We start from the raw sequence: 25197 nt of genomic DNA, 5'->3' as shown, positions 1-25197 counted from the left end.
GAATTATGAACGAACACAACACCATTGAAAAAATGAAACAGATGCGCATGGGTACCATGGCGGAACTTTACCACAAGAATCTGACAGAACATCTCTATCAGGACATGTCGGCCGACGAACTGTTGGCCTTTCTAGTGGACAGCGAATGGGAGTACAGGCAGAACAAAAGCATAGACAACCTCATACGTCAGGCAGGGTTTAAACAGGCCGCTGCGGCAACTGACATTGATTACCATAACTCCCGTAACCTGGACAGGGGGCTGTTTGAGAGATTGCTCGGACTGGCCTTCATCAAAAACCGGACGAACATCATCCTTACCGGGGCCACCGGATCCGGGAAAAGTTACCTGGCCCAGTGTCTTGGGGTCAGGGCCTGCCAGCACAGGTTCAGGACGCTTTATTACAATACGGCCAGGTTTTTTGATGCGGTAAGATTGGCCAAGCTGGAAGGTACCTACCATAAACTGCTCAAAAAGCTCGAAAAAACCAATGTGCTCATCTTGGACGACTTTGGTCTGGCCCCGATGGATGGGCAGGCCAGGATTGCCCTTATGGACATCATGGAAGACCGCTATGAGAAAAGTTCAACGATCATTGCATCACAGATACCGGTCAGCCAATGGCATGGAACCATTGGTGATGACAGCATTGCAGATGCCGTGCTCGACAGGCTCGTATACTCCTCACATAGGATAGAACTGGAAGGAGAATCCATGAGAAGCAAAAAGAAGTTGGACAATTAAATTTTAACCCTATTATTGCACTTGGAAAGTGGCCCAATGATTCCCGGAATCCGTGGCCCAGTATACGCCGGAAACACTGGCCCAGCATCGCCGGAATAGACATTGCCACCACCTCAACCAACAGGATCTTGCCCGGGCAAAGCCATCCATGGTACTTGAGCATAAGCCTGCAGAGAAGCTGTATATAGACTTTGCAGGCAAGCCCATCGCCTACATAGACAGGGAAACCGGAGAAGAGGTCCGGTGCCAGCTGTTTGTGGCCTGCCTTCCCTATTCGGATTATGCCTTTGCCATGGCCGTGGCCTCCCAGACCATCCCGGACTTCCTATATGCCCTAAGCCGTTGTATGGAGCAGTTGGGGGGTGTGCCACAGCTGTTGGTCCCCGATAACCTGAAAGCCGCAGTGAACAAAGCCGACAAGTATGAGCCAAGTATCAACCAGGCCCTTGAGGATTTTGCCAACCACTACGGCACGGCTGTAGTGCCTGCCAGGGCGAGGAAGCCGCAGGACAAGGCATTGGTAGAGAACCAGGTAAAGGTCCTTTACTCCCGGGTATATGCCAGGCTCAGGAATATGCAGTTCTTCGATATACACAGTTTAAACAGGGCCATTGGCCAAAAGGTAAAAGCCCATAACCAGACCCGGATGCAGCAAAAGCCCTACTGCAGGGAAGAGAAGTTTCTCGCCGATGAGAAGGGCCTGTTGGGGAAACTCCCCGGGGAACGCTTCGAGCTGAGACACTATGCCCGGCTGACCGTTGCCAAAAACAACCACATCTATCTGGCCCGGGACAACCACTATTTCAGTGTCCCCTATACACTGATAGGCCAAAGGGTAAAGGTGATCTATACACGGAGTATGCTCTATGTGTTCCATAAAGGGGAACGGGTGGCCATACACAGCAGAGGCTTCAATCAAGGGAGTTATTCCACGCTCAAAGAACACCTGTGTTCCCAGCACCAGCATTATAGGGACAGAAGTCCTGAATATTACCGCAGCAAAGCCGCCCAACACTCAAAGGTCTTGTCCAGGTACATCTCCCTGCTGTTTAAACAGGGCAAGATCCCCGAACAGCTTTACAGGACCTGTGACGGGCTGCTCGCCCTGGGCAGGAAGGTGGATAAGGAGCGACTGGAGAAAGCCTGCAATACAGCCATGGAGTACAAAGTATACTCCTATACCTTTATCAAGAACATGCTGGAAAACAATATGACAGAAGCTACAGCGGAGCCGTCTGCCAGGGAACTTCCTGAACACGGGAATGTCAGGGGAAAAACATATTATGACCAATATCAATAACTTAAACTTTAAACAACTATGCCCAATCCGATCGAAACACAACTTATCAAACTCAGGCTCCACGGCATGCACCAAACATGGACAACGCTACAGGAGACCCGTAAAAACCAAAGCCTCTCCCTTGCCGAAGGACTTGAGCTTATGTTACAGGCAGAAGAACAGGAAAGAGACAACAGGAGGTTTAAAAGACTGGAATCCAACGCAGGGTTCCGTTACAAAGCTTCACTGGAAGAACTCTCCCTGGACAAAACCAGGGGCCTGGATGATATGCTCCTGGCAACCCTGGCAACCGGGGAATATATAACCAATGGGGATGCTGTACTTGTCACGGGGGCTACCGGCTGTGGAAAAAGTTACCTGGCCTCGGCCCTTGGCCACCAGGCCTGTGTGCATGGGAAAAAGGTCGCTTACTTCAACACCCAAAAGCTCATGATCAAAATCAAGATGGTCAGACTGGACGGCACTGCCATCAGGTTCTTTGATAAACTGGCAAAAACGGACCTTCATCCTCGATGACTTCGGCCTGACAAACCTGGATAAACAGCAACAGATCGATCTTATGGAGCTTATCGAAGACAGGCACGGTAAAAAATCCACTATTATTGCAAGTCAGCTCCCTGTCTCAAGCTGGTACGATGTCATAGGTGAGCCGACCATCGCAGATGCCATTCTTGACCGGTTGGTACACGTCTCCTACAGAATCGAGCTGAAAGGGGAAAGTCTCAGAAAAAAAATGTAAAATTGTCAGGCCATCTGATTATTAAACCAAACCTCTCCTAAAGAGGGGTCAATATGCCCGGAACAGGGGTCAATATCATCCGGAATATCCAAGGAATACCATATTCATTAAGAAGCCCTTCATATTCCTCTATAAATGATACTTTTTTATGGTGTTCTTTTTGGCCCTTGATATAGCTTATGACACTATCTTTTTCTTTATGGGAACAAGTAAAAGACCCCGATCCATTAGCCCATCCATTCCACTTGGGAAAATTATCGTGATTTTTCAACCAAAAGCTACTTGAAACTTTAATATCTTTAATAAAGTCTGCCAGGCAGATTGAAGGATGAAGGTCTGTGAATATATGGATATGCTCTTGCATCCCATTGATTCTATATAAGTTGCATCCTTTTTTCTTAATGATTCCCCAAATATATTTATATAATAAAGTGCAATGTTCTTCTGGGATGGAATTTTCTCTATTTTTTGTTCCGAAAACTAGGTGATAATAAATTTGCCTGTAGCTGTTCATATCTTGAAAAAATCTTTATAAAGGAAAAGAATAATAATAAATTAAAATGAATTCTTGTTAAAACCAAACTTTTAGATTCAACTCCTCCGGAGTTGGGGAAAGGAGGATTTCCTTAACCCCGGGATGCTCCCGGGGTTAATATTATTCAAGCCCTTCAGGCTTGTAATGGCATTTGCCAAGAAATAGGCATGAATTTCACAACAGAATTTTTGCCCAAATCCTGAATTAGAAATTGATAACTAATTCAATAAATATTTCAAACAAGAGATTCCCCTAATAAGGTTTGAATATTTAGGATTGATTTTCAGGGATCCCTGGCTGGGAGGCCAGTTTAAACTTCAATTATAATGCCGGTAGATTCTCGGGCAGTCTATGATATTGGTAATCTGCTTTCCTTTTTTGGAGATTTGAAATACCAAATTGATTGGCAAGGATCCCTGGTTGGGAGGCCAGTTAAAGCTTCAATAATTATACCGGTCGATACTCGGGCAGTCAATGATATTAGTGATCTGCTTGCCTATTTTTGAGAATTGAAATGTCAAAATGATGGTTAAGGATCCGTGGCTGTGAGGACTGTTAAGGTTTTAATAATTATACTGGGAATTACTTTGGTGGTTTATGATATTGGTAATCTGCTTGTCTATTTTTGAGATTTGAAATGTCAAAATGAAGGTCTAGGATCCTTTGGTTGTGAAGCCAGTTAAGGTTTCAATAATTATACCGGTAGATTCTCGGGCAGTCAATGATATTAGTGATCTGCTTGCCTATTTTTGAGAATTGAAATGTCAAAATGAAGGTCAAGGATCCCTGGCTGGGAGGCCAGTTAAAGCTTCAATTATTATTCCGGGGATACTATGGTAGTTTATTTATTGGTAACCTGCACACTCTTTTTTGAGAATTGAAATACCAAATTGAAGGTCAAGGATCCCTAACTGTGAAGCCTGTTAAGGCTTCAATAAAAATAACCCTGGGTGAAACCCGGGGATATAAGGATTGAAATTCAGTCAACCCTGTTAGGGGTTGAATAATACTGAGGTTTTAGACATAAAAGGGGGATAAAAAGGAATTCTTATTTTATCCTTAAAGATGGCCTGCTGTATTTTTATGGGGGAACTTAAATGAAAATATCCCTGTTGACTAATGTTATAAGGATAGGGCTAGCCCTTAATTTATTGTTTGGGGTAAAATTTTGTTTTTATTTTGAAAAACAATAGTTTTTGTATTTCAAATGGCTTAATTTGTATTTAAGTATTGATTTGCGAGAAAATGGATGGCCTAAATCTTGCATTTATTTTAAACTCCTATAGTTAATTTAATTGTAGCAGCATGGAAAAAGCTATTTTTACAATTTCTTTAGATTTTGAGCTGCACTGGGGAAGGCTGGATAAAGTTCAGTTGCAAAAAATGCAATATTATTACCGTAATGCCAGGGTAATTATTCCCCGTTTGTTGCAACTTTTTGAAAAATATGAAATTGAAGTTTCTTGGGCTACAGTGGGGATGCTTTTTGCAGAAAATTGGGAGGAATGGAAAGCTTACCTACCCGATAATAAACCCTATTATCGAAATCCTGACCTTTCACCTTATCATTGGGTGAGCCAACAAGGGAAAACTGATGGCAGGTCCTTATTTGCACCGGAATTAATTGAAAGCATTATCCAAACCCCTAAACAGGAAGTGGCCAGCCATACCTTTTCCCATTATTATACCATGGAGCCTTGGCAGACCTTTAGCCAGTTTCGTGAAGACCTGCGAGCTGCCCGGAAAATTGCTTATGATAAATTTGGTTTAAACCTGGAATCCCTGGTTTTTCCCCGAAATCAGTATAATGATGATTATCAGGCCATTTGCTTTGAGGAAGGTTTTCATGCGATTAGAAGTAATCCAAAAGATTGGTTCTGGAAACATACTGAGGATGAAAAACTGATAAAAAAGATTTTTAGAACAGGGGATACCGTTATTCCTATGGGGGGAAAGACACATTACTCCATGGAAACCTTGGATAGGAGAGTGGGGTATCCAATAAATATTCCAGCTTCCCGGCTTTTAAGACCCTATAAAAAGAATTCCTTGTTTAACAGAAGGCGAGTAGACCGAATAAAATCCGAATTATCTGAGGCTGCTTCCCAAAAGAAAGTTTATCACCTATGGTGGCACCCTCATAATTTTGGTAACTACCCCGAACAAAACCTTCTATTGTTGGAAGAGATTTTACAGCACTTTGATACGCTCCGTGAAAAATTCCAAATGGAAAGTAAAAACATGAAGTCTATCACGGAAATGTTTTCAAAATCTCCTCTTAAAGTGATATAGTAATTTTTGAACGAGAGGTTTGTTAATGGTTAAAAAATGGAATACTTAGGCGTATTTAATTTAAAATGATGATTTTTTGAATTAACTCAATTTAAATTCCACATTTTTTTGATCTACCTGCTGATAAGAATTGAAGGTGCAAGTAATCCTAATTTTCCGGGCCCTAATGGGCTCTGCTGCTACCCCTGTAGATAGTTCCCTATTTATCATTCAATATTTTAATTTCTTATCGATTCCCCCTTCTGCTGTTTCCTGATGATCTTCTTGAAGAGCTGGCGGATACACTTTTGTTTCTCTTGGAAGAAGAATTACTAATACTTGGGCTTGATCTTCTGCTACCACTGGAGCGGCTTGAGAATGATTTTTCTCCTCTGGAACTAGATTTCTTAATGGTTCCGCCTCTGCTTTGACTGGATCTTTGTTGATACTGGGGAGAAGAACTTTTGCTTCTTTCTCTGGGGTTTACCCTTTCGGTTCTTCTGCTGGGAGTGGTAGATTTTTGAACCCTTTTGTTATAAGGTTCGGGCTTTACCACTTTAGGAGACTGGTTTCTGGAAGATCCCCGGTAAGCAGGGTTTCTGCTAGCTCCTTGCTGGGCAGATGATCGTCTTTCAATTTGGTTGGACTTTCCCCTTGAATATGTTGAGGATGAACCTCTGGAAACATTTTTCCTTTCAGAAACTGAGGGCCTTCTGGAAGGTGTTGCCATCCTTGGGGAGTTGTTTCGTGATTCTGTTCTCCAGGAAGATCTGTTGGATCTAGCTTTTTGGGCACTTGTAACCCTTGAAGGCCTTGTATTTACACTTCTTGAAGAAGCCCTTACATCCGGACGGTAAATGTTCAAGGTGTTCCTTTTCAAGGAAGCCCTTCCAGGTTTACCACTGTCGTGGATGCGGTAAACAGGCACAGAACTCCGGGCGTACCTCTGGATATGTCTTCTGTCAGGACCACTGATATATACATTTTTATTGTGGATATAGGTGTTGTTAATTATCGTGGTATGCCTGTAAATATTCCTGATTCGTGTTCTGGGAGCATAATACCTGTATATATGTCTGCTGGTGAACCTCCTGTGCGGAACAAATACCCAATGAAAAGCTGGTATATGTATGCCCACATGTATTGATACACCAGGACCTAAAGGAGCCCAGCCATAAAAACCTCCTCCGGTTCTCCAATTGACCCAGGCAGGTCCCCATTCATAACCCGGCACCCAGGCCCAACCATAATAATCATCATATAACCACCGGCCATAATGAAAAGGAGCCCAGCCCCATTCGTAATGGGATACCCAGGTATTGCCATACTGGGTCATGGCCCAATGTCCATGGCTACCATAAGGATGAAAGTCAGCCCCTACATAAGGCAACCAAATGTAACCATATCTTGGATCATTCACCCAATCTCCATAAGGTGCCAATTCATCATAAAATACCTGAAAGGAGACACCAATTCTACTGTCCGCCTTGGCGGTTTTGGGGAAAATAAAACTGGCCATGACAAAAGCCAAAATGACCATCCCCAACCATCGGGTTGTTTTTTCCTTTTTCATCATACAAGTGGTTTAGTTTTCACTGTACTTACGGGATAATCCCAGGTAGGTTCAGATTTTTCATTTTAGCATAAATGTTTTGTCGAAAACCCACAAATCTAAAATTTAATTCTGATTACAAAGAATTTAATACCATAAGTAATTATCTATAAAGAATTAAACCAAAATCATTCCAATTTTTTTGTTTATTTGTCAAATAACTGATAATAAGGGGTTTAAAATTTTATTTCTTCTTATAACTGGAGGTTTTTACCACTTACAATACCTGTGAACCCTAAAAGTTTTCACTGAAATGCTATAGAGATGTATTTTCCCACCATCAAGTTCAACTCCTTTTGAGTTGGGTAGGAGGAGCGGATATCATGTTTTCCCTGGGAGTATCCAAGGGTTATTTTTTTTCAAGCCCTGCAGGCTTGAGAATCCTTGTGAGATACTTTTATTTTTTTTCCGGGGCTTAGGTATGTTTTAATACTAGGATTTTCCCATTTGATCAAAAAGCCATTATCCCACTTTCAATATTTTTTGACTGAAAAACAGGAAAACCGAATATATAAATAAATAAAGGGAATGGTAAACATCTGGAAAGTAAGCTTTTTAAGGATTCAATAGTAATAACCCCGGGTCCAATCCAGGGGAAGTTATAATGGAAAGTTTCTGCCAATTCCTTTAGGAGTTGATCTATAATTTTTACTTAAAAAAGTATTCCCTTTATTATGGGGTACAATTTTCTTTAAGAAACCTCCCAGCCATATTGATCCTTATGGAGGGAAATTCCAAATTGGAACGGTAAAGGTTGCCCCATTATTTTTAATCAAAATACTTTAATTATTTTGATTGTCAATTAGATAGAAAGCTAATTATATTTTGAAATTGGGAATGTAAGCTTTGATTTAATAAAATTTAAAATCGAAATTACTTCCTTATTTAAAGCGATTTAGCCGTTAGGAGAAGGGCCTTATTAGTGAAGATCTGAACAAAATAAATTATATTTGAATTTAAAATATTCTTTGGATTCAAAAGCATTGCTTTTTAAGCTGATAGCCCATTATGCAAAAAAAGAAACATTCTATTAAAGCTATTGCCAAAGCCTTAAATATTTCAGTCACCACGGTTTCCTTTGTTTTGAATGGAAAAGCAGAAGAAAACAGGATCAGCCAGAAATTGATTGATAAGGTCCGGAATTATGTAAAGGAAATTGGATACCAGCCCAGTCAGTTGGCCAAAAGCCTTCGCACCGGGAAATCCAATATTATTGTATTTATGGTGGAGGATATTTCCAATCCGTTTTTTGCCACCATTGCTAAGTTGATTGAGGACAGGGCCTTTACTGATGGTTACAAAATCATTTATTGCAGTACCAATAATGATGCGGAAAAAACTACAGGATTGATCCGGATGTTCAGGGATTTGCAGGTAGATGGATACATCTTAACCCCTCCAATGGGGATGGATTCCAAATTTATCGAAGAACTTTCCAATGATAAAAACCCTTTGATACTTTTTGATAGGGTAATGCCGGAAGTGGATTGCAGTCATGTGGTAATTGACAATTTCCAAGGGACCAAGCTTGGGCTTGATCTGTTTTTGAATAAAGGAAGAAAACAAATTGGATTTATTACCCTCGACTCTGAGCAGTCCCAAATGCATGAACGAAAAGCGGCTTATGAAGAGATGTGCAAAAATGAGGGCATCAAAGAAAGAATTTTAAAGATTCCATTTGATTCTTATACTTCTGAGGAGGCCGAAAAGGCAATGAAGGATTATTTTACCCAAAATAAAGACTTGGAGGCCGTGTTCTTTGCAACCAACTATCTTGCAATGAAGGGAATGCAGATTTTGAAGGAGTTGAAGGTGAAAATTCCTGAAGACCTAGCTGTCATAGCTTTTGATGATAATGAATTTTTTAAATTCAGTACTCCATCTGTAACCAGTATTGTGCAGCCTAAGGAGGAAATAGCCCAAAATCTCATAAAGATTATGTTTAATCTGATCAACAATAAGGAAGAAAATGGACAGGATTACAAAGTGGTATTGCCAGCTTCCCTCAAAGAAAGGCAGTCTTCAGGAAGTTAGGGTGATGGGTGAAATTATTTAATGTCTCAAATCAAAAGATTTTCATGAGGGGATTGGGTACCCTTTATGTTTCCCATATTGGCAAATGGTATTAATCCATCCATCATCAAATTCAACTCCTCCTGACTTGATGGGAGGAAAGAGTGTCTTTTTGGAACAATTGGAAAAAGTTTTTTCCCAAGCCCCAATTTTTGATGAAAGCTACTATTGGGGGTGTGATCCATGAAATTAGGAAAATACAAATCCCCAATATGGGCCAATATGCCCATAGGAACCAACCAATACAGCATATGATTTATTTGTATAATTATGCAGGACCGCCCTGGAAAGCCCAATATTGGATAAGGGAAACAATGGTTATGGTTAATGTGGAGATGAAGATAATGGACAGACATCGGCTTGATATGTCTTTTCAGCAATGGGTTTTTATCCAGTTTGTCCAGGCACTGATCAATATGTTTTGGGAACTCCACTTTTCAAAAAGATGACCCTTCATCTTGAAAATGGAAAGGATGTGTTGATCAATGCACCAAATAACAGTGCCGAAAATCAATATATCAACAGGCTGGAGATCAATGGTGAAAACTATTCCAAAAATTGGTTGAGCCATAAACAATTGATGAAGGGGGCCGTTTTGGATGTTACAATGGGGAATTCACCTAATAGGAATAGGGAACGAAACAGGAAAATTTCCCTTTTTCACTATCCAATGAAGAATAATATCCAAATCATGGATTTAAAAGTAAAGCAGCATCAAAAAATGGAAAATAGTTAATTTATATAGCTTTCTTAATTAACTTCTGTAAAGGCAAAAGGATTATGAAGAGGATAATAACCAACCAATGACTGGGATGAGTTGAAAGATGGATGAAAAAAAAGTAATAGGTGTTGATATTGGAGGATCGCATATCACTGCAGGTGTGGTGAACCTTGCTACTCACAGCATGGAAGAAAATACCATTGTCCGAAAAAAGGTGGATAGTAAGGGGGGAAAAGAGTTGATTCTCGATGCCTGGACTAATTGTATAAGAGAGGTCCAGAAAAAAAGTGACCCGAATTTTCAAATAGGAATTGCCATGCCGGGACCTTTTGATTATGCTGGGGGAATTTCATGGATTATTGACCAGGGGAAATTTAAAGAACTTTATGGAGTCAATGTTAAATCTCTTCTTGCAAAGTCATTGGGTATTTCTGAGGGTCAGATTCGGTTTGAAAATGATGCTGCTTGTTTTTTACAGGGAGAGGTTTGTTGTGGAGTTGGTATTGGTGTCAAAAAAGCTATTGGTTTAACCTTGGGGACAGGCTTGGGAAGTTCACGCTATTCAGGTGGCTTTGCCAAAGATGCAGCGCTCTGGTCCAGCCCATTCCGTGGGAAAATTCTGGAAGATTATATTTCCACAAGATGGTTTACCCAAAATTATAAGGAAAGGACAGGGAAAAGTATTAAAGGGGTTAAAGAAATAATAGAGGACAATGAAAATCAGGGTGTTGTTAAGGATTTAGGACGCGAGTTTGGTCAAAGCCTTGCAGAGTTTTTAGAAAAGATTATTTCAAAAGATCACCCCGAAATTATCCTCCTCGGAGGAAATATTTGCAAAGCAGCTCACATTTTTTTGCCTTTTCTCGAGGAAAAGCTAAATCAAAAGGGGATATCTGTTCCTGTAAAAATTTCAGAGCTAGGGGAAAAAGCCGCATTAATGGGAGCAGCCCACTGTTGGGCATTTTAAATAAAGCCTTGAAAAAGGGGGGAATTAATCTTTCTGAATTTTTTTTTATAAAATGTAAGGGTAGATAATGAACTCAGATGAAATATAATTTTGGATGAATATCTCCGTTGATGAAATGCAAAATAATTTCAAATTGGGCGAATTCATTATTTAATTTGATTTTCAGGTTGAATAAAACGATTCCGCATAAGGAATAATGTTTTAGTATTTTTAATTTTGATTAAGAAATAACCATTAAACCTAATGATATATGAAAATAGAAAAAAGTGCTACTAAAGCAGAGATTTTCAACCAGATCAAAGAATGGTTGGATTTCAATGAATATATAGTGGCCGCAGAAGACAGGGAACGACCTTGGGGAGGCTTTTTTGTGATTGATGAAAGCCAAATTGGGAAATTCAGATCCCAGTTTTTTTCAAGTGTGGAATTTTCTGAAGCACAATTAAAGCAAAAGCTTAGTCCCAAGATCCTATTGGTTGCTCCAGGAAAGCGACTTTCCTGGCAATACCATCACAGAAGGGCAGAAATCTGGAAATTGGTAGGTGGAGAAGGAGGAGTTATTACCAGCCCAACAGACGAAGAGGGAAAACTTGAAAACCTGGTATTGGGTGAAGTAGTGGAATTGGCCCAGGGAGAAAGGCATCGATTAGTCGGTTTAGACAATTGGGGTGTGGTCGCAGAAATCTGGATGCACACCGACCCTGATAACCCTTCCAATGAAGAGGATATTGTCAGGGTACAGGATGATTTCCAAAGAACTTAATTAGATATAAAAATGATTAAGCCTCCTAAAAAGGAGGCTTTTTTTTTGGGGGTGACCTCAATGGTGATTTAGGCCCAATTAAAGGGCTATTACCCAATAAGGAGCTTTTTTAAATTTGAAATCCCGAAACCCTAACAAACCAGGATTTACAACCCTGGATATTGTCACTGAAAGGAAAAGGCTTAGTTTTTTAGAATTTTAGATGGTTTGGACTTTTGCGGAAAGGGGGACAGTAATACCTGTAAAGCTGCTAAAAAAGGGGACTGCCCGGGTTACCTTAGCTGGGAGTATTCGCCCTATTTGAAGTTAGGCTGTATTTTTAGGACATTAATGTCCAATGAAATTTAGTTTTTTGTCAACCTTTCAACAATAAAATCTTTCAACTTTCTAAGCATCTGCAATTCCTTAATTATGGATTTTTAATATCTTTCAATCTACGCCATCCCCTCTATCGACTCTTCTAACTTCCTGGCATGGATGAGAAATTCATCGACATCCATGTCCTTGAAAAAAATCAATCCATGGCTTGCCCTTACCCTGGGGCTTTCATGTTGGTAAAAATAATCCTTACCCAAAAGCAACTGGATATCTTTGAGCTGGTTTACCCAGATTTTTTTGGCCAAGGTGCTGAATTTCCCATGGTGAGCATAGCTTGGGAAGGACGCGTTAACCTGGCTCCGATAACAATGGGAAAATGAATTTTCCATTACATCCAGGTCTCCCAATGATACCGGTACGATAACATTGGCTTCTGAAGGTTCAAAATGATGCCAGACATTTCTATATCCAATAATCCTCAAATGTCCTAGGTCTTTTTCCTTTTTCCACTCCCTTAATGCCTCTGCAATAGCCTGAAGTACCTTGTAATGGGTATCTGGACCGCTTCCTTCCGGATCCATGGTCAAACTGATTTTGGTGGGGTTTATTTTCCGAAATAAATTTACAATCGGTGCTACATCTCTCTTTTTTTCAGGCTGAGCAGTAAAAATATCCCCAGTATAAAAGCCCAATCTCAAATGATGGACATTTTTTACTTTTACTCCAAAATGGGCCCAAACCAATTCTTCTTCAAATTCCCTGATCTGCCCCTTAAACTGCTGAACTGTTGGTGGGTTTTTTTCCCCATCATAGGAATTGTTCAGGATTTCCATCATCCGCTCAATACTATCTAGGAGTTGGGATTTATTTTTTACCTGGAAAATCTCCACCAATGCCCGTACCATACGATGGCATAAACCACGAATTTGTTCCTCCTGATTATCCGAAGCAACATGGGTCAGGTAATGGTATACGTCCTTATCGGTTTTGGATTGAAATCCCTTAGAAAAAAAATCATCATATTGTAACATTTGGATTTTGTTTTCCTGGATGAGTTTTTGAATATGAAAAAGGATTTCTTTTACAAAAGCATTAGTGACGGCGGTAAAACCGCTGGTCAAAATGGCAAAGTGGGTTTTATTACTGTTTTGTTGCAGTTGGTGAGTGATATGGGGGAGCAAGCCCAGGGAAATATCGTCATGGTGAGGGCCTGTATGTAGCAAAACTTCATTTTCTTCCTGTTGAAGGCCTCGTTGGAGTTTTTGAATGGTACTTTTTATGACCGTTTCCACCTTATCTTCCGAAAGATGAGGGATTAACCGGGTGAATTCTCCAGTTTCCAAATCTCTAATCTCAAGATTCTTTGCGTATTTATTTTGCTCCTGGCAAAGGGAAAGGACTGCTTTTTCTGTTTTTTCAAGAGTCCAATTTCCGTTTTTGTAAAAAGAAAAAACCTGATCTTCCAGAAGGGAGGCAGCCCCTTGAGTAAGGTAAAAGCGGGCATTCTTAAGATTTTGGAGGATAGTTGCAGGGTATATATTGGTAACAGGATTTTCCAAAGAGGCTTTTACAATAGGGGCTTTGGCTTCACCTGCTGCCATTATGATGGCAGTGGTAGAAGGATTGTACAATATGCTGCCCAATCCGATAGTGATCACTAACCTGTTGGAGGAGACTTCCATGCCACCCAAATCACCAGCAGCCACTGCCTGGGTTTCAAAATTGGTGGCAGTTAGCCTTGTGGTGGAATAGGCATCAGATCCTCTTATATTAAAAGCTATATGCCCATCAGGCCCAATTCCTCCCAAAAAGAATCCAATTCCCCCTTTTTCCCTGATTTTATGTTCATACTCACTGCACCACTGGTCTATCAGAAAAATGGATAGTTGTTCAATTTCTTCCTGTTTGTTCCTTGCTTCCCTGTGACGAAGTGAGAGGTCAATTTGGTATTCAGGGAATACTTCATTAAAAGACTTACCTTGATGTAGCTTGATTTCATCCCCATTGATCAACTGGGCTTTTTGGTAGTCAAGACCAAAACCCTGGATGTAATATTTTTGTACATATTGAAAAAAACTGTTGTGTTGACGGGAGGGGATGGGATAAAATTCATCAATCTGAACAAACTGTAAACCTCTCATATCTGGTTTTTTCAACCCTTCAAGGCCATATCGACCCAAGAGAACTTTAACCTTTGGGGAATTCCAGTTTTCAAGAAGATGACGGGTCCATTTAATGAAAAATTCAGGTGTTTTGCCAGTAGGCAAACTAATGACTCCTTCAGGGTTTTCGGCTACCCATTCCAAAAAACGACAGGCTGTCAAAAGTCCTAGTTTGGGAAAATTATTGACCAATAAATAGGGAATTTGGGTATTTCCTGGAGAATCACCTGAATTCTTCAAAAAAGATTGTTCTACCTTAGACTCCATAGTATAGCTGGTTAAAAGGTTTTTACAAATTCAATTTGGAAAATTTATTATTTGTAGCGGCTATTTTTCTTTTAGTTGAATCGAAAGCATTATCTGGGAAATATAAGAGTTCTTGTATATGGGTAAGGGATGATTTGGAAAGTGAAATGTATAAAGGTTTGTAATTTATAATATCTCATTTCTCTCATCTCATCAATTAACACCAATCAAAACTCCATAGGCCTAATCTTTAGGTGGTTTTTAATGGAGTCAAAAATTCTGAAAGGGTAAATCCGGTTCAGGAAGGGTGTCTGGTTCCAATTCTCCATCCTCAAAGGTCATGATATCGTTAAGTTTTCCCGAACGGCTATAATACCTCCATCTTCCTTCCTTTTGCCCACCTTCCATAGTACCCTGAGAGGCAATATTGCCATTATCATGGTAATAAGTCCATTCCCCTTGGGGTCTGCCAAATTCGTAATTCCCTTCTGATTCTTTGGTCCCATCGATATAATAAGTAATGCGGGTTCCCATGCCTTTTTCTAATGTCCCCTTTGGAAGGGTGTCAGTACCATTATAATTATAATAGGGCCCCACTTCCATTAAACGGCCGTTGTCCCAAGTCTCTTCCTGGGTAAGCTGTTCATTGTCGTAAAACAGTCCCCATGGACCATCTTCAAAACCAAAGAAATAACTTCCCACTGACTTGAGTTGCCCCCCATCGTAATAATAGAACCATTGTCCGTGCTCGGAACCCAACTGGTATTCTCCTTCAGCAATAAGGATTCCTATTTTGTTAAAATATTTCCAAAGGCCTGATTTTACCCCATTTTTATATTCGCCAACTGAGTATAATTGGCCATCTGGATAGAAGTTTTTCCAAAGCCCGGATTTCATCCCGGCTTCGTATTTCCCTTTTACGGATAGGTTTCCATTTTCATGGTATTCCACATAGTCCCCAACTGGTACTCCCAGTTCATAGGTCTTCCTTTTGGACAAGGATTTGTCAGGGAAAAATTCTTCCCAAGTCCCCACTGGAATATCATTTTCATACCGCTCTATGCGAGCAATCCGTCTGTTTTCATAATAATATTTCCAGGTACCGGTGCGGTTTCCGTTTTTATCGTATTCTTTCTCAGAAGAAATAATCCGGGTTTCGGGGAAATAAGTGACCCATTTTCCGACTTTTTCTCCATTCTTATATTCTCCGGTTTCTTCTTCTAGGTTATTAGAAGCATAGCGCTTAAAATAACCATGGGGTTCCCCGTTTTTATAAGTTGTTTCCACCATTAATTGCCCATAGGGAGAATATTCCAGGTATGGGCCGTCAAGCACGTCTTCTTTGTAGGTTTTTTTGATGGCCAGCTGGCCATTTTGATAATAGGAAAGCCATTCACCAGTTTTTTTTCCATCATTGAATTGCCCTTCCTGCTTGATCTGTTTTGGATTGACATAATCAGGTTGGTCCGCACTACCATAATATTCTTTATAATCCCCAATGCTTATGCTGTCCTTGAAGACTTTCTCCATAACCAAAAAACCATCCCTGTCATATCGCTTAAATGCACCATTTAATTTATTGTCCTTGTATTCGGCTTCTACAAACTTTTTATTATTGGGGTAATAGGAAGTCCAAGTGCCTTCCTTTTCCCCTTCTTCATAACTTCCTTTTTGAATTAGCCTGTTGGTTGCCGGGTCAATAAATTTCCATAACCCATTCATTTTACATTCTTTCATCACACCCATTGCCACCAAGGTTGAGTCTGGATTGTAAATGGTAACCGTCTGATTTTGTCCCCATACAATAGTGGAGCTCATCCAGAGACCAAGGAAAAGAATTAGGTATTTCATGGATCAATATTACTGGTTTGATGTAGGGATAAATTACGTTTAAAAGGTAATGTTTTTTCTAAATTATAATTTATTCCGAATAAAAATCATTAAAGTAAGTGAAAGTTTATTACTTGATTTAATTCTTCAAAAAGCATTTGCCGTAATTCTTGGTAATTATTATGGTAAGGTAGGGGTTTGATCAATTGCACATGATGGTATTGATTGACATGGGCATTTAAACGGTCCATGGAAGGCAGGGCTTCCCTTCTATGGTCATTGATAATTTGCTTATATTCCCATGGGGATCCGGTTTGGGTAACCTCATAGCCCCTTTCTACCAAAGAGGTGTATTTGGGTTTATCCGGGATGTTTTCTACTCCATAATATAATAACATAAAAATGCCATGCCCCCACCAATTGAGCAATCGAATATTGAATCCCTGTTTTTTGTCAAAATCCCTGACCAGGTCAAGTACCTGGTAGGGGCAATGCTCCAGTTCGTTGCCCTTGCTTATTTTTTTTCCTTTGGACTTTTCATGTACTTTCAGAAGTTTTTCCTCAGGCAGGGCATTGGCAAGTTCAGAAAATAATTGGATAAAAAAGTTTTTGGTTTGATGGATTTCCTGAAAAAGTCTTTTGTCCTTTAGCAAATCAAGACTGATATCCTCGTACATGACAATTAATTTTTTTATTACCAATTCAACAATGCAGATGCCCAGGCAAATCCACTCCCAAAAGCCGCCAGACAAACAAGGTCGCCCTCTTTTATTTTCCCTTCCTCCCATGCTTCGCTTAGGGCTAAAGGAATGGAAGCAGCAGTGGTATTTCCATAGCGCATGATGTTATTATAAACTTTATTGTCGGGCAACCCAAACTTTTGCTGTATATATTGACTGATCCTCAAGTTGGCCTGATGGGGTACCATAAGGTCAATATCTTCTTTGGACTTATTGTTGGCTTCCAAGGCTTCCTTGATTACTTCCTGAAACCGCACCACTGCATGTTTGAATACTACATTTCCATTCATCTGCATGCGGAAGCTGTCCTGATTTATTATTTCCGGGGAAAGCCGGACTTCCCTGCTGCTGCCAGGATCCTTCAAATAAAGCTCTTCTGCAAAATCCCCATCGGCGTGCAAGTGGGTGGATAGGATGCCCGGTTGGTCAGTTTCAACAGCCTTGAGTACAGCAGCCCCTGCACCATCGGCAAAAATTACCGCATTGGAACGTCCTGCTGTGCTCTTATCCAAGGCAGAAGACTGGATTTCCGCTCCAATCAAAAGGATATTTCGGTACATGCCTGTTTTGATAAATTGGTCAGCAACCGAAAGGCCATATACAAATCCCGAACACGCATTCCGGATATCCAATGCCCCAATTCCCTGCAGTCCTAATTCCCTTTGTAATAATACGCCATTTCCAGGGGCAAAATAATCAGGTGTAGAGGTGGCAAAAATGATAAAATCTATTTCTTCCATTTCAAGTCCAGCTCTTTTTACGGCCATCCTGGAAGCATTAGCAGCCATGTTTGCGACGGTATCTTTGCCTGGAGTAAACCACCGCCTTTCATGAATACCTGTCCTTTCGACAATCCATTCATGGTTGGTGTCCATCATTTGGCTAAGATCATGGTTGGTGATGATATTTTCAGGTACATAATGGCCAACACCGGCAATTCTTGATTTTTTCATGGCTTGTATTATATAAGTTGCCCAATGGCAATTGAAAAATTCAATAGGATCTAAACTCCAATTTCAAGCCCAAATATGCAGCTTCTTTCTTTATTTACATAATAAAAAATTAGGGGTAATCGCCAAAAAAGGTTTGAATCAACCAAATAAGGTGTAATTGCCAAATTGATCCATAGGGCTGGTTTTTCGGGTGATATATTCTGAATCAATGCTCACCTGGTTTATCATTGGGGAAACCGGATAGGTGACCATTTGTTCCGATGGATAGGTTTTCATCAGGTTCAGGAGATCATCTTCCTGACTGAATTTATCAAGCCATACCTGTTCTTGATTTTTGGAAAGTATGACGGGCATTCTTTCATTGATGTCTTTGACCAGGAAATTGGCAGGAACTGTAAGCAGTAAAAAAGTATGGTTGATTTGGCCATTTTCATTTTCATATTCCTCCCAAATCCCTGCAAAGCTGAATAAGCTGTTATCATGTAAAACAAACCGGAATGGAATTTTAATTTTTTTGCCTACTTTTTTCCATTCATAATATCCGTCTGCTGGGATTAGGCATCTTCGTCTTTTAAAGGAGTTTTTATAAGACACCCTTTGGTTGATAGTCTCGGACTTCGCATGGATAAATTTTTGGGAAACAGGTTTGTTTTTAGAAAAATCAGGGGTCACTCCCCAATAAAAATGTGAAAAACCTTTGGGGCTTTCCATGGTAATTACCGGCAATAATTGGCTGGGTGCAATATTGAACCTTGGCTGAAATTCTTCCAGCATTTCCGCATTAAACCGGCTTTCAAGCTCTTGCTTGGTTTTTCCGAGAGAGTACCTTTCGCACATTAGTAGGTTGATTTTTATCCGTATGTAAATTACTCATCTGAAGTGATAAATTCAAACGCTCTTTTTTCAGACCAATAAATTTCTTTTCTTTTTCTGGGTGTAAAACCAACATGGCCCCCATAAGGAGGGAATTCCATGAAAATATGATCCAAGGCAACTGCCAAATCAACTGGGAAACAGGCCTGGCTTAGGAAGGGGTCATTGAGGGCATTAAGGATAAGAGCGGGAACCTGGATACCTTCTAAAAAATAAAGGGAGCTACATTGTTCATAATAATGGTGGGCATCATTAAAACCATGCATGGGGCCGGTAAACTGGTCATCAAATTCCCTGAGAGTTTTGATTTTTTCAAGGCCCTGGGTGGAGATTATATCAGGAAACCGTTGGGCTTTTAAATATACCTTTTCTTTAAGTGTTTTCAAGAATCGACGTGAATAGATGATGTTTTTTCCGGTGGAAATCTTATTACAAGAGCTTTTTAGGTGAAGTGGGGTTGAAATAGCTACAGCTTTTTTGATTTTTGGATTTCTGTCTACGGCTTCTCCCATATACTTCAAGGTGAGGTTTCCTCCCAAACTAAAACCAATCAGGTAAATCTCCATATAATTTGGGGCCGCATGGCGGACCACCTGGTCCAAGTCATATGTTGCTCCGGAATGGTAAAAAATGGCAGTTTTATTCAGTTCTTCACTACATCCCCTGAAATTCCAGGTCAAAACATCGTATCCATTTAAAAAAAAATGTTTGGCCATTCCACACATATAAGGTCTTCGGCTATTTCCTTCCAAACCATGGCTGATGATCACTAATTTTGAGGACTTGTTTTTGAGCCAATCCAGGTCCAGAAAGTCCTGGTCATGAGTGGTAATCCTTTCTCTTTCAAAGGGTAATGTGATTTGTCTTCTGAACAAACCAGGCACAATGGTTTGTAGGTGACCATTGAATAATAGGGGGTGGCGATCGTAACTTGAATTTTTGATTAAGGGCATTTTTTGGAAGGATCTTAACGATATTGGGATTTCTTATGTTGAAAATACTATTATTAAATTTGAATAAAGATATTTTAAGAACTATTTTTGGATTGCTGAAAAATTGAATAGGATATAAATAACTTATGGCCGAAGTAATAAGAATGCCCAAAATGAGCGACACCATGGAAGAAGGGGTGATCGCCGCATGGTTAAAAAAAGTAGGAGACGAAGTTAAAGCCGGAGACATTCTCGCGGAAGTAGAAACCGACAAAGCTACCATGGAGCTGGAGTCTTATGATGAGGGAGTATTATTGCATATAGGTGTTGAGGAGAAAGACGCGGTTCCAGTTAATGGGGTCATCGCCATCATCGGTGAAAAAGGTGAAAATATTGATGACCTGCTCAAAGAGGTAGAGGATGGAGGAGAGGGTTCCTCAGCATCCAAATCCAGCGATAACGGAGAAAGCTCCGAGGAAGAGGAAGAAAAATCTTCCAGTGATTCCGAAGAAGAAGAAGAAGAAATTGACACCTCAGGAATCAATGCCAACCTGATCACCATGCCTAAAATGAGTGATACCATGCAGGAAGGTACCATTGCCTCTTGGTTGAAGAAAGAGGGTGATGAGGTGAAATCCGGAGATATTCTGGCCGAAGTAGAAACTGATAAAGCAACTATGGAGCTGGAATCCTATGAGGATGGCATTCTTCTTTATATTGGTGTTAAAGAAGGTGATTCTGTTCCAATTGACGGGGTAATTGCTGTTGTTGGTGAAGAAGGAGCGGATTATGAAAAACTCCTGAAAGCCCACGAGCAAAAAACTGCTTCCAAGGAGGAAAAACCAGCAAAAAAAGAAACTAAAAAAGAAGAACCTAAGGAAGAACCTAAAGCTGAAGGTAAAAAAGCTGAAGCTCCTCAGGCCACTTCTGCTACCACCACCGAAGGTGGAAGAATAAAAGCCTCTCCATTGGCCAAAAAACTGGCCCAAGATAAAGGAATTGACCTAGCACAGGTAAAAGGATCCGGAGAAGGTGGAAGAATCATTAAGCGTGATGTAGAAAGCTTTGAACCTGCTGCACAGGCTCCACAGGCTGCTGCCGGTGCTGCTGTTGGACAAGAGTCCTATTCCGAGGAGAAGGTTTCCCAAATGAGGAAAACCATTGCCAAGCGTTTGGCGGAAAGCAAATTTACGGCTCCTCATTTCTACCTTACCATGGAGATCAACATGGACAATGCAATTGCAGCCCGTAAGAGCATGAATGAAATCTCTCCGGTGAAGTTGTCCTTCAACGATATGGTAATCAAAGCAGCTGCCGCTGCCCTTCGCCAACATCCAAAAGTGAATTCTTCCTGGTTAGGAGACAAAATCAGATATAATGACCATATCCATATTGGAATGGCAGTAGCTGTTGAAGAAGGATTGCTTGTTCCTGTAATTCGATTTGCAGACAGCAAATCCCTTTCCCAGATTTCTGAAGAAGCCAAATCTTTGGGTGGAAAAGCCAAAAACAAAGAATTGCAACCAAAAGACTGGGAAGGAAACACCTTTACCATTTCAAATCTGGGAATGTTTGGCATCGAAGAATTTACAGCCATAGTAAACCCACCTGATAGCTGCATCATGGCCGTTGGCGGAATCAAGGAAACTGTTGTGGTCAAAAATGGTGAAATGAAAGTCGGTAATGTAATGAAGGTAACCCTTTCCTGTGACCACAGAGTGGTAGACGGGGCTATAGGATCTGCCTTCCTAAAAACTTTCAAAGGATTGTTGGAAGATCCAGTTAGAATTTTGGTTTAAACATTTATGGGAACCATTCAATATTATGGAACCCTGAGTACTTAATAAAAAAGTCCTGTTCAGTATTTTACTGGCAGGGCTTTTTGCTTTTGAATAGTTATAGATTTTTGGAAAAAAATATTTGACATGGAAAAATTAAGATCAACGACCGTCGTCGCCATAAAGCATAAAGGAGAAGTAGTAGTAGGAGCAGATGGTCAGGCTACACTTGGAAATACAGTGGCCAAAAGCAGTGTCAATAAGATCAGAAAATTGCAGGATGGTAAGATTGTTACCGGTTTTGCAGGATCCACTGCAGACGCATTTACCCTTTTGGAAAAATTTGAGGAAAAGCTGGGTGCTTATGGGAATAATATGAAAAGGGCAGCTGTGGAGTTGGCAAAGGAATGGAGAACCGACAGGATGTTGAGTAAACTGGAGGCCATGATGATTGTTGCCAATGAGGAGGATATTCTTATTATTTCCGGGACAGGGGATGTCATTGAGCCTGATGAATATATTGCCACTATTGGTTCAGGAAGCATGTATGCCCAATCAGCCGCTAGGGCAATGAAAAAATTTGCACAAAACCTTTCTGCAGAGGAGATGGTAAGGGAAAGCTTGAATATTGCAGCGGATATTTGCATTTATACCAACCGCAACTTGATCATTGAAAAAGTAAATCCCTAAATTGGAGAAACACAGTCCCTGGGCTGTGTTTCTTTGTTTTCTAATAATTGGGGGATGAGTTTAAAGGGGGGATGGGTATGTGGTATAGCAATACCACTTACCTTTAATCATTTGCCCCTTGATATTAATTGGACAGGGTTGGTTCTTCCATCTGGAAAACTACAGGTGTAACTGACAGATGGTCAAATTGAAGGGTTCCAAAAGCCGATTGACCAAAGCTAGGGCGTTTTTTTTCATTACTTGCTTATTGGTTTGGATTTATTTCGGATATGGTACCCTAAAGACATCTCGTTTAGGACTATTTACTAAATGGCTTTCGGGATAAGCCATTTGAAAATCAATTTTTTTATGGTGATTTTGTTCATGGGTTTAGGGGTGTAATCGTCAAGACCAGCATCCAGGCATTTCTGCCTTTCATTGTTAAGAATTCCTGCAGTCAAAGCAATGATAGGGACCCGCTTGATTGTTTCCAATTTCCTGATGGATTCAGTAGCCTCGTAACCGTTAAGTTGGGGCATTTGAATGTCCATAAATACCAGGTCAACCTCATTATCTTGGTATAATTTTACTGCCTCCAAACCATTTTTTGCTTCTAAAAAACGGGCATTAGGTATCAATGAAATAAGAACCCTTTTAGTCAAAAGCATATTGACAGGGTTGTCTTCAGCGATTAAAATGTTGGGGGATAATCCGGCAAAGTCATCTTCAATGATATTTTGATCATAAGATGGGGATGGGGATTTATCCTCTTCTTTATAAAAATTGTTGATGGTTTGGATGAGGTTGTGTTTTTTGATGGGTTTGATTAAAAAACCAGGAATTTCTCCAGAAATATTCATGTCCTCGGTAAAGGAATTGTGCATCAAAATAACTTTCTGGGAGGAAGGAATTAAGCCCAGTTGGTTTTTTAGTTTTCGGATCAGTTTAATTCCATCTGTGTTTTCCAATTGATAATCCACAAGGAGAAAATCGTATTTTTCACCGGATCTCAGCAGTTCCAAGGTGTCTTTTTCTCCAAAAGCGTGATGAGCCTGGATATTTTGTTGTTTTAAAATTTTCAAAATCACCTTGGCCTGGGCTTTGACATCTTCCACCACTAAAGTTTTAAGCTGTTGGGGAAGGAGTTTTATATTTTCCTCTTTATGATAAATGATATTTTTAACGCTTATGTCGCACCAAAAGGTACTTCCTTTTCCCATTTTGCTGTCCAGTTGAAGTTTGCTTTCCATCATTTCCAGGAGACTTCTGGAAATGGCAAGGCCCAGGCCAGTTCCACCAAATTTTCGGGTTGTAGAACTGTCTTCCTGGGTAAAGGGTTCAAAGATCTTTTCCTGGTTTTGTTTGCTAATTCCCCGCCCGGTATCCCGTACTAAAAACCTGATTTTGGAAGTTTCAGGTTCTGAAGAATTCAACTTTTCAATTTTCAATTCTATTTCCCCTTCTTTCGTGAATTTTACGGCATTGCTTAAAAGATTGATAAGGATTTGCTTGATTCTTACCTGATCAGCCATAACATACTTTGGAATATCCTCCTCAATGTTCAAGATCAATTCTATATTCTTCTTGTGTGCTTGGTAGGCAATCAGGTTTACGGTTTCTAAGCCCAGGTTATATATGTCCGTTTGGGCCAATTCTATTTCCAGTTTACCTGCCTCTATTTTGGAAAAGTCAAGGATATCATTGACGATTTCCATAAGGGATTTTGCTGATTGATTGATCAGGGAAGTATATTGTCTTTGGGTACTGTCTAATTTGGTGCCTGATAATAGGTCGGAAAATCCAATAACTCCGTTTAAGGGGGTCCTGATTTCGTGACTCATGCTGGAAATAAATTCGGATTTTGCCTTATTGGCTGATTCGGCTATTTTTTTTGATTTTCTAATCCTCTTTCGGCTAATAAAAATGATGGTAGTGAAAAATAGCATTAAAATAAAACCAGCCAGAAAAATATTCCTCCTAAGAATTTGTTGTTCCAGTTTTTCATTGATCAATTTTTCGCTGAGTGCCATTTCGGTATTGATGGCTTCCAGTTTTTGATCAAAGTCAAATTTTGCCTCCAATCTTCCCATATTTTGGGAATTGACTTGCTGGCCCAGGCTATCTGCCAGTTCTGCATATTTGTTTTTATACCTGAATGCAGCTTCCCAATTACCTAATTTTTGATAGTAGTGGGAAATTAGGTCATTGATTTGAGCTTTATGTTCCTGAAAATTGTTTTTTTCACTGATCGCTAGCCCCTTGTCTAAAAGTAATTTTGCTTTATACAATTCCCCCTGATTGAGAAAAATTGCCGCTAACCGGGTGATACAGGAAACTTGGGTAGAGTGGGAGAGCTCTTTTTTTAATATTTCATAGGCATTTGTGTAATTCTCCAATGCCTGAGCAGTATCCTTTTTGGCCAATTGGATATCTCCCAAAGTTCTTCTTGCGAAAGCCTCCATGGATGGGGTTTGGGTCCTTGACAAAAAAGGAATCACTAAATCAAGGGCACTGTCGTAATCCTTTAACTGGACATAGGTATAGGCTACATTATTTAATGCCCTTCCTTCTAATCTAGGATTGTCAAGGGAAAGGCTTTCCTGGTAGGCATTTTTAAAGTATTTCAGAGATTGCTCCCACTGGCCTCCGGCTTCATTATATATGGCTCCAATGTTAATGTAGGATCGGACAATGAGCTTTTTGTTGTTTGATTTAAGAATATTTTGGTGACCTTTGAAAGCATAATCCATGGCCTGGACGAAATTGTCCATTCGGTAATATATCCAACCAAGATTGATCATGCTTTCCGTTTTCCCAAAGGTGTAATTAATTTTTTTGGATAGTTCCAGGGCAACCAGACAATTTTTAAGGGCTTGGTTAAGATCCCTTTCCATATGTTCCTCTGACCATTTATTCAGGCTATCAATTTTACCTTCTTGGTTCAATGTAGCCAAAGGAGAGCTGACTTGGTT

The 25197-nt window shown here is 40.2% G+C and carries 19 protein-coding genes and 1 pseudogene; 11 read left to right on the top strand and 9 right to left on the bottom strand.

Features of this window, described 5'->3' with window-relative positions:
- Positions 1 to 5: 5 nt before the first annotated feature.
- The 3 genes and pseudogenes from istB (QWY93_RS00710) to istB (QWY93_RS00700) all read left to right on the top strand — a co-directional run bounded on the left by istB (QWY93_RS00710) (position 6) and on the right by istB (QWY93_RS00700) (position 2782).
- Positions 6 to 743: an IS21-like element helper ATPase IstB gene (gene istB, locus QWY93_RS00710; RefSeq protein ID WP_290246277.1), complete on the top strand. Its 738-nt coding sequence runs from the start codon at positions 6 to 8 to the stop codon at positions 741 to 743.
- Between the two features lie 52 nt (positions 744 to 795).
- Positions 796 to 2043, top strand: a complete 1248-nt coding sequence (gene istA, locus QWY93_RS00705; protein ID WP_290246276.1) for an IS21 family transposase — start codon at positions 796 to 798, stop codon at positions 2041 to 2043.
- Positions 2044 to 2061: 18 nt separating this feature from the next.
- Positions 2062 to 2782 (top strand): annotated as a pseudogene (gene istB / locus QWY93_RS00700) (IS21-like element helper ATPase IstB).
- Between the two features lie 37 nt (positions 2783 to 2819).
- Here the strand turns inward: istB (QWY93_RS00700) and tnpA are convergent.
- Positions 2820 to 3296: an IS200/IS605 family transposase gene (gene tnpA / locus QWY93_RS00690; protein WP_290246273.1), complete on the bottom strand. Its 477-nt coding sequence runs from the start codon at positions 3294 to 3296 to the stop codon at positions 2820 to 2822.
- Between the two features lie 1326 nt (positions 3297 to 4622).
- Between tnpA and QWY93_RS00685 the strand changes: the two genes are divergently transcribed.
- Positions 4623 to 5609, top strand: a complete 987-nt coding sequence (locus QWY93_RS00685; RefSeq protein WP_290246272.1) for a polysaccharide deacetylase family protein — start codon at positions 4623 to 4625, stop codon at positions 5607 to 5609.
- Positions 5610 to 5835: 226 nt separating this feature from the next.
- Here the strand turns inward: QWY93_RS00685 and QWY93_RS00680 are convergent, their stop codons facing one another.
- Complete coding sequence (locus QWY93_RS00680) at positions 5836 to 7164, bottom strand: DUF6600 domain-containing protein (protein WP_290246271.1); 1329 nt, start codon at positions 7162 to 7164, stop codon at positions 5836 to 5838.
- Positions 7165 to 8208: 1044 nt separating this feature from the next.
- On the opposite strand from QWY93_RS00680, the gene QWY93_RS00675 reads away from it, so the two are divergent.
- The 5 genes from QWY93_RS00675 (at position 8209) to QWY93_RS00660 (ending at position 11724) form a co-directional block, all read left to right on the top strand.
- Positions 8209 to 9234: a LacI family DNA-binding transcriptional regulator gene (locus tag QWY93_RS00675; RefSeq protein WP_290246270.1), complete on the top strand. Its 1026-nt coding sequence runs from the start codon at positions 8209 to 8211 to the stop codon at positions 9232 to 9234.
- Between the two features lie 194 nt (positions 9235 to 9428).
- The gene (locus tag QWY93_RS19625) at positions 9429 to 9722 is read left to right on the top strand and encodes a glycoside hydrolase domain-containing protein (protein WP_353959602.1); all 294 of its coding nucleotides are present in this window, start codon (positions 9429 to 9431) and stop codon (positions 9720 to 9722) included.
- Complete coding sequence (locus QWY93_RS19620) at positions 9653 to 10009, top strand: glycoside hydrolase domain-containing protein (RefSeq protein ID WP_353959601.1); 357 nt, start codon at positions 9653 to 9655, stop codon at positions 10007 to 10009. The genes QWY93_RS19625 and QWY93_RS19620 overlap by 70 nt, the downstream gene beginning before the upstream one ends.
- Positions 10010 to 10097: 88 nt before the next feature.
- Positions 10098 to 10961, top strand: a complete 864-nt coding sequence (locus QWY93_RS00665; RefSeq protein ID WP_290246269.1) for an ROK family protein — start codon at positions 10098 to 10100, stop codon at positions 10959 to 10961.
- Positions 10962 to 11211: 250 nt separating this feature from the next.
- Entirely contained in the window at positions 11212 to 11724 is a 513-nt protein-coding gene (locus tag QWY93_RS00660) for a cupin domain-containing protein (RefSeq protein ID WP_290246268.1), read from the top strand.
- Between the two features lie 434 nt (positions 11725 to 12158).
- Here QWY93_RS00660 and QWY93_RS00655 read toward each other — a convergent pair whose 3' ends face one another.
- The 6 genes from QWY93_RS00655 to QWY93_RS00630 form a co-directional block, all read right to left on the bottom strand.
- Positions 12159 to 14471 (bottom strand): glucosamine-6-phosphate isomerase, encoded by a 2313-nt coding sequence (locus QWY93_RS00655; RefSeq protein ID WP_290246267.1) that lies wholly within the window; start codon positions 14469 to 14471, stop codon positions 12159 to 12161.
- Positions 14472 to 14720: 249 nt separating this feature from the next.
- Positions 14721 to 16301 carry a toxin-antitoxin system YwqK family antitoxin gene (locus QWY93_RS00650; RefSeq protein WP_290246266.1) on the bottom strand — a complete coding sequence of 527 codons (1581 nt, stop codon included), beginning with the start codon at positions 16299 to 16301 and terminating at the stop codon, positions 14721 to 14723.
- 89 nt (positions 16302 to 16390) lie between these two features.
- A complete protein-coding gene (locus tag QWY93_RS00645; protein WP_290246265.1) occupies positions 16391 to 16957 on the bottom strand; it encodes a hypothetical protein in 567 nt (188 codons plus the stop codon).
- A 17-nt stretch (positions 16958 to 16974) separates the two neighbouring features.
- The gene (locus QWY93_RS00640) at positions 16975 to 17973 is read right to left on the bottom strand and encodes a 3-oxoacyl-ACP synthase III family protein (RefSeq protein WP_290246264.1); all 999 of its coding nucleotides are present in this window, start codon (positions 17971 to 17973) and stop codon (positions 16975 to 16977) included.
- Between the two features lie 138 nt (positions 17974 to 18111).
- Positions 18112 to 18810, bottom strand: coding sequence for an SOS response-associated peptidase (locus QWY93_RS00635; RefSeq protein ID WP_290246263.1), 699 nt, complete (start codon positions 18808 to 18810; stop codon positions 18112 to 18114).
- A gap of 29 nt (positions 18811 to 18839) precedes the next feature.
- A complete protein-coding gene (locus QWY93_RS00630) occupies positions 18840 to 19799 on the bottom strand; it encodes a YheT family hydrolase (RefSeq protein WP_290246262.1) in 960 nt (319 codons plus the stop codon).
- A 125-nt stretch (positions 19800 to 19924) separates the two neighbouring features.
- Between QWY93_RS00630 and QWY93_RS00625 the strand changes: the two genes are divergently transcribed.
- Complete coding sequence (locus tag QWY93_RS00625; RefSeq protein ID WP_290246261.1) at positions 19925 to 21577, top strand: pyruvate dehydrogenase complex dihydrolipoamide acetyltransferase; 1653 nt, start codon at positions 19925 to 19927, stop codon at positions 21575 to 21577.
- 126 nt (positions 21578 to 21703) lie between these two features.
- Complete coding sequence (hslV, locus tag QWY93_RS00620; RefSeq protein ID WP_290246260.1) at positions 21704 to 22246, top strand: ATP-dependent protease subunit HslV; 543 nt, start codon at positions 21704 to 21706, stop codon at positions 22244 to 22246.
- Positions 22247 to 22551: 305 nt separating this feature from the next.
- Here the strand turns inward: hslV and QWY93_RS00615 are convergent, their stop codons facing one another.
- Entirely contained in the window at positions 22552 to 25179 is a 2628-nt protein-coding gene (locus tag QWY93_RS00615; protein WP_290246259.1) for a response regulator, read from the bottom strand.
- Positions 25180 to 25197: the final 18 nt, after the last annotated feature.

The organism is Echinicola jeungdonensis, assembly GCF_030409905.1.
Taxonomy (GTDB): domain Bacteria; phylum Bacteroidota; class Bacteroidia; order Cytophagales; family Cyclobacteriaceae; genus Echinicola; species Echinicola jeungdonensis.
Note: the sequence above shows the minus strand (reverse complement) of the source record. Positions and strands in the feature narration are given on the sequence as shown.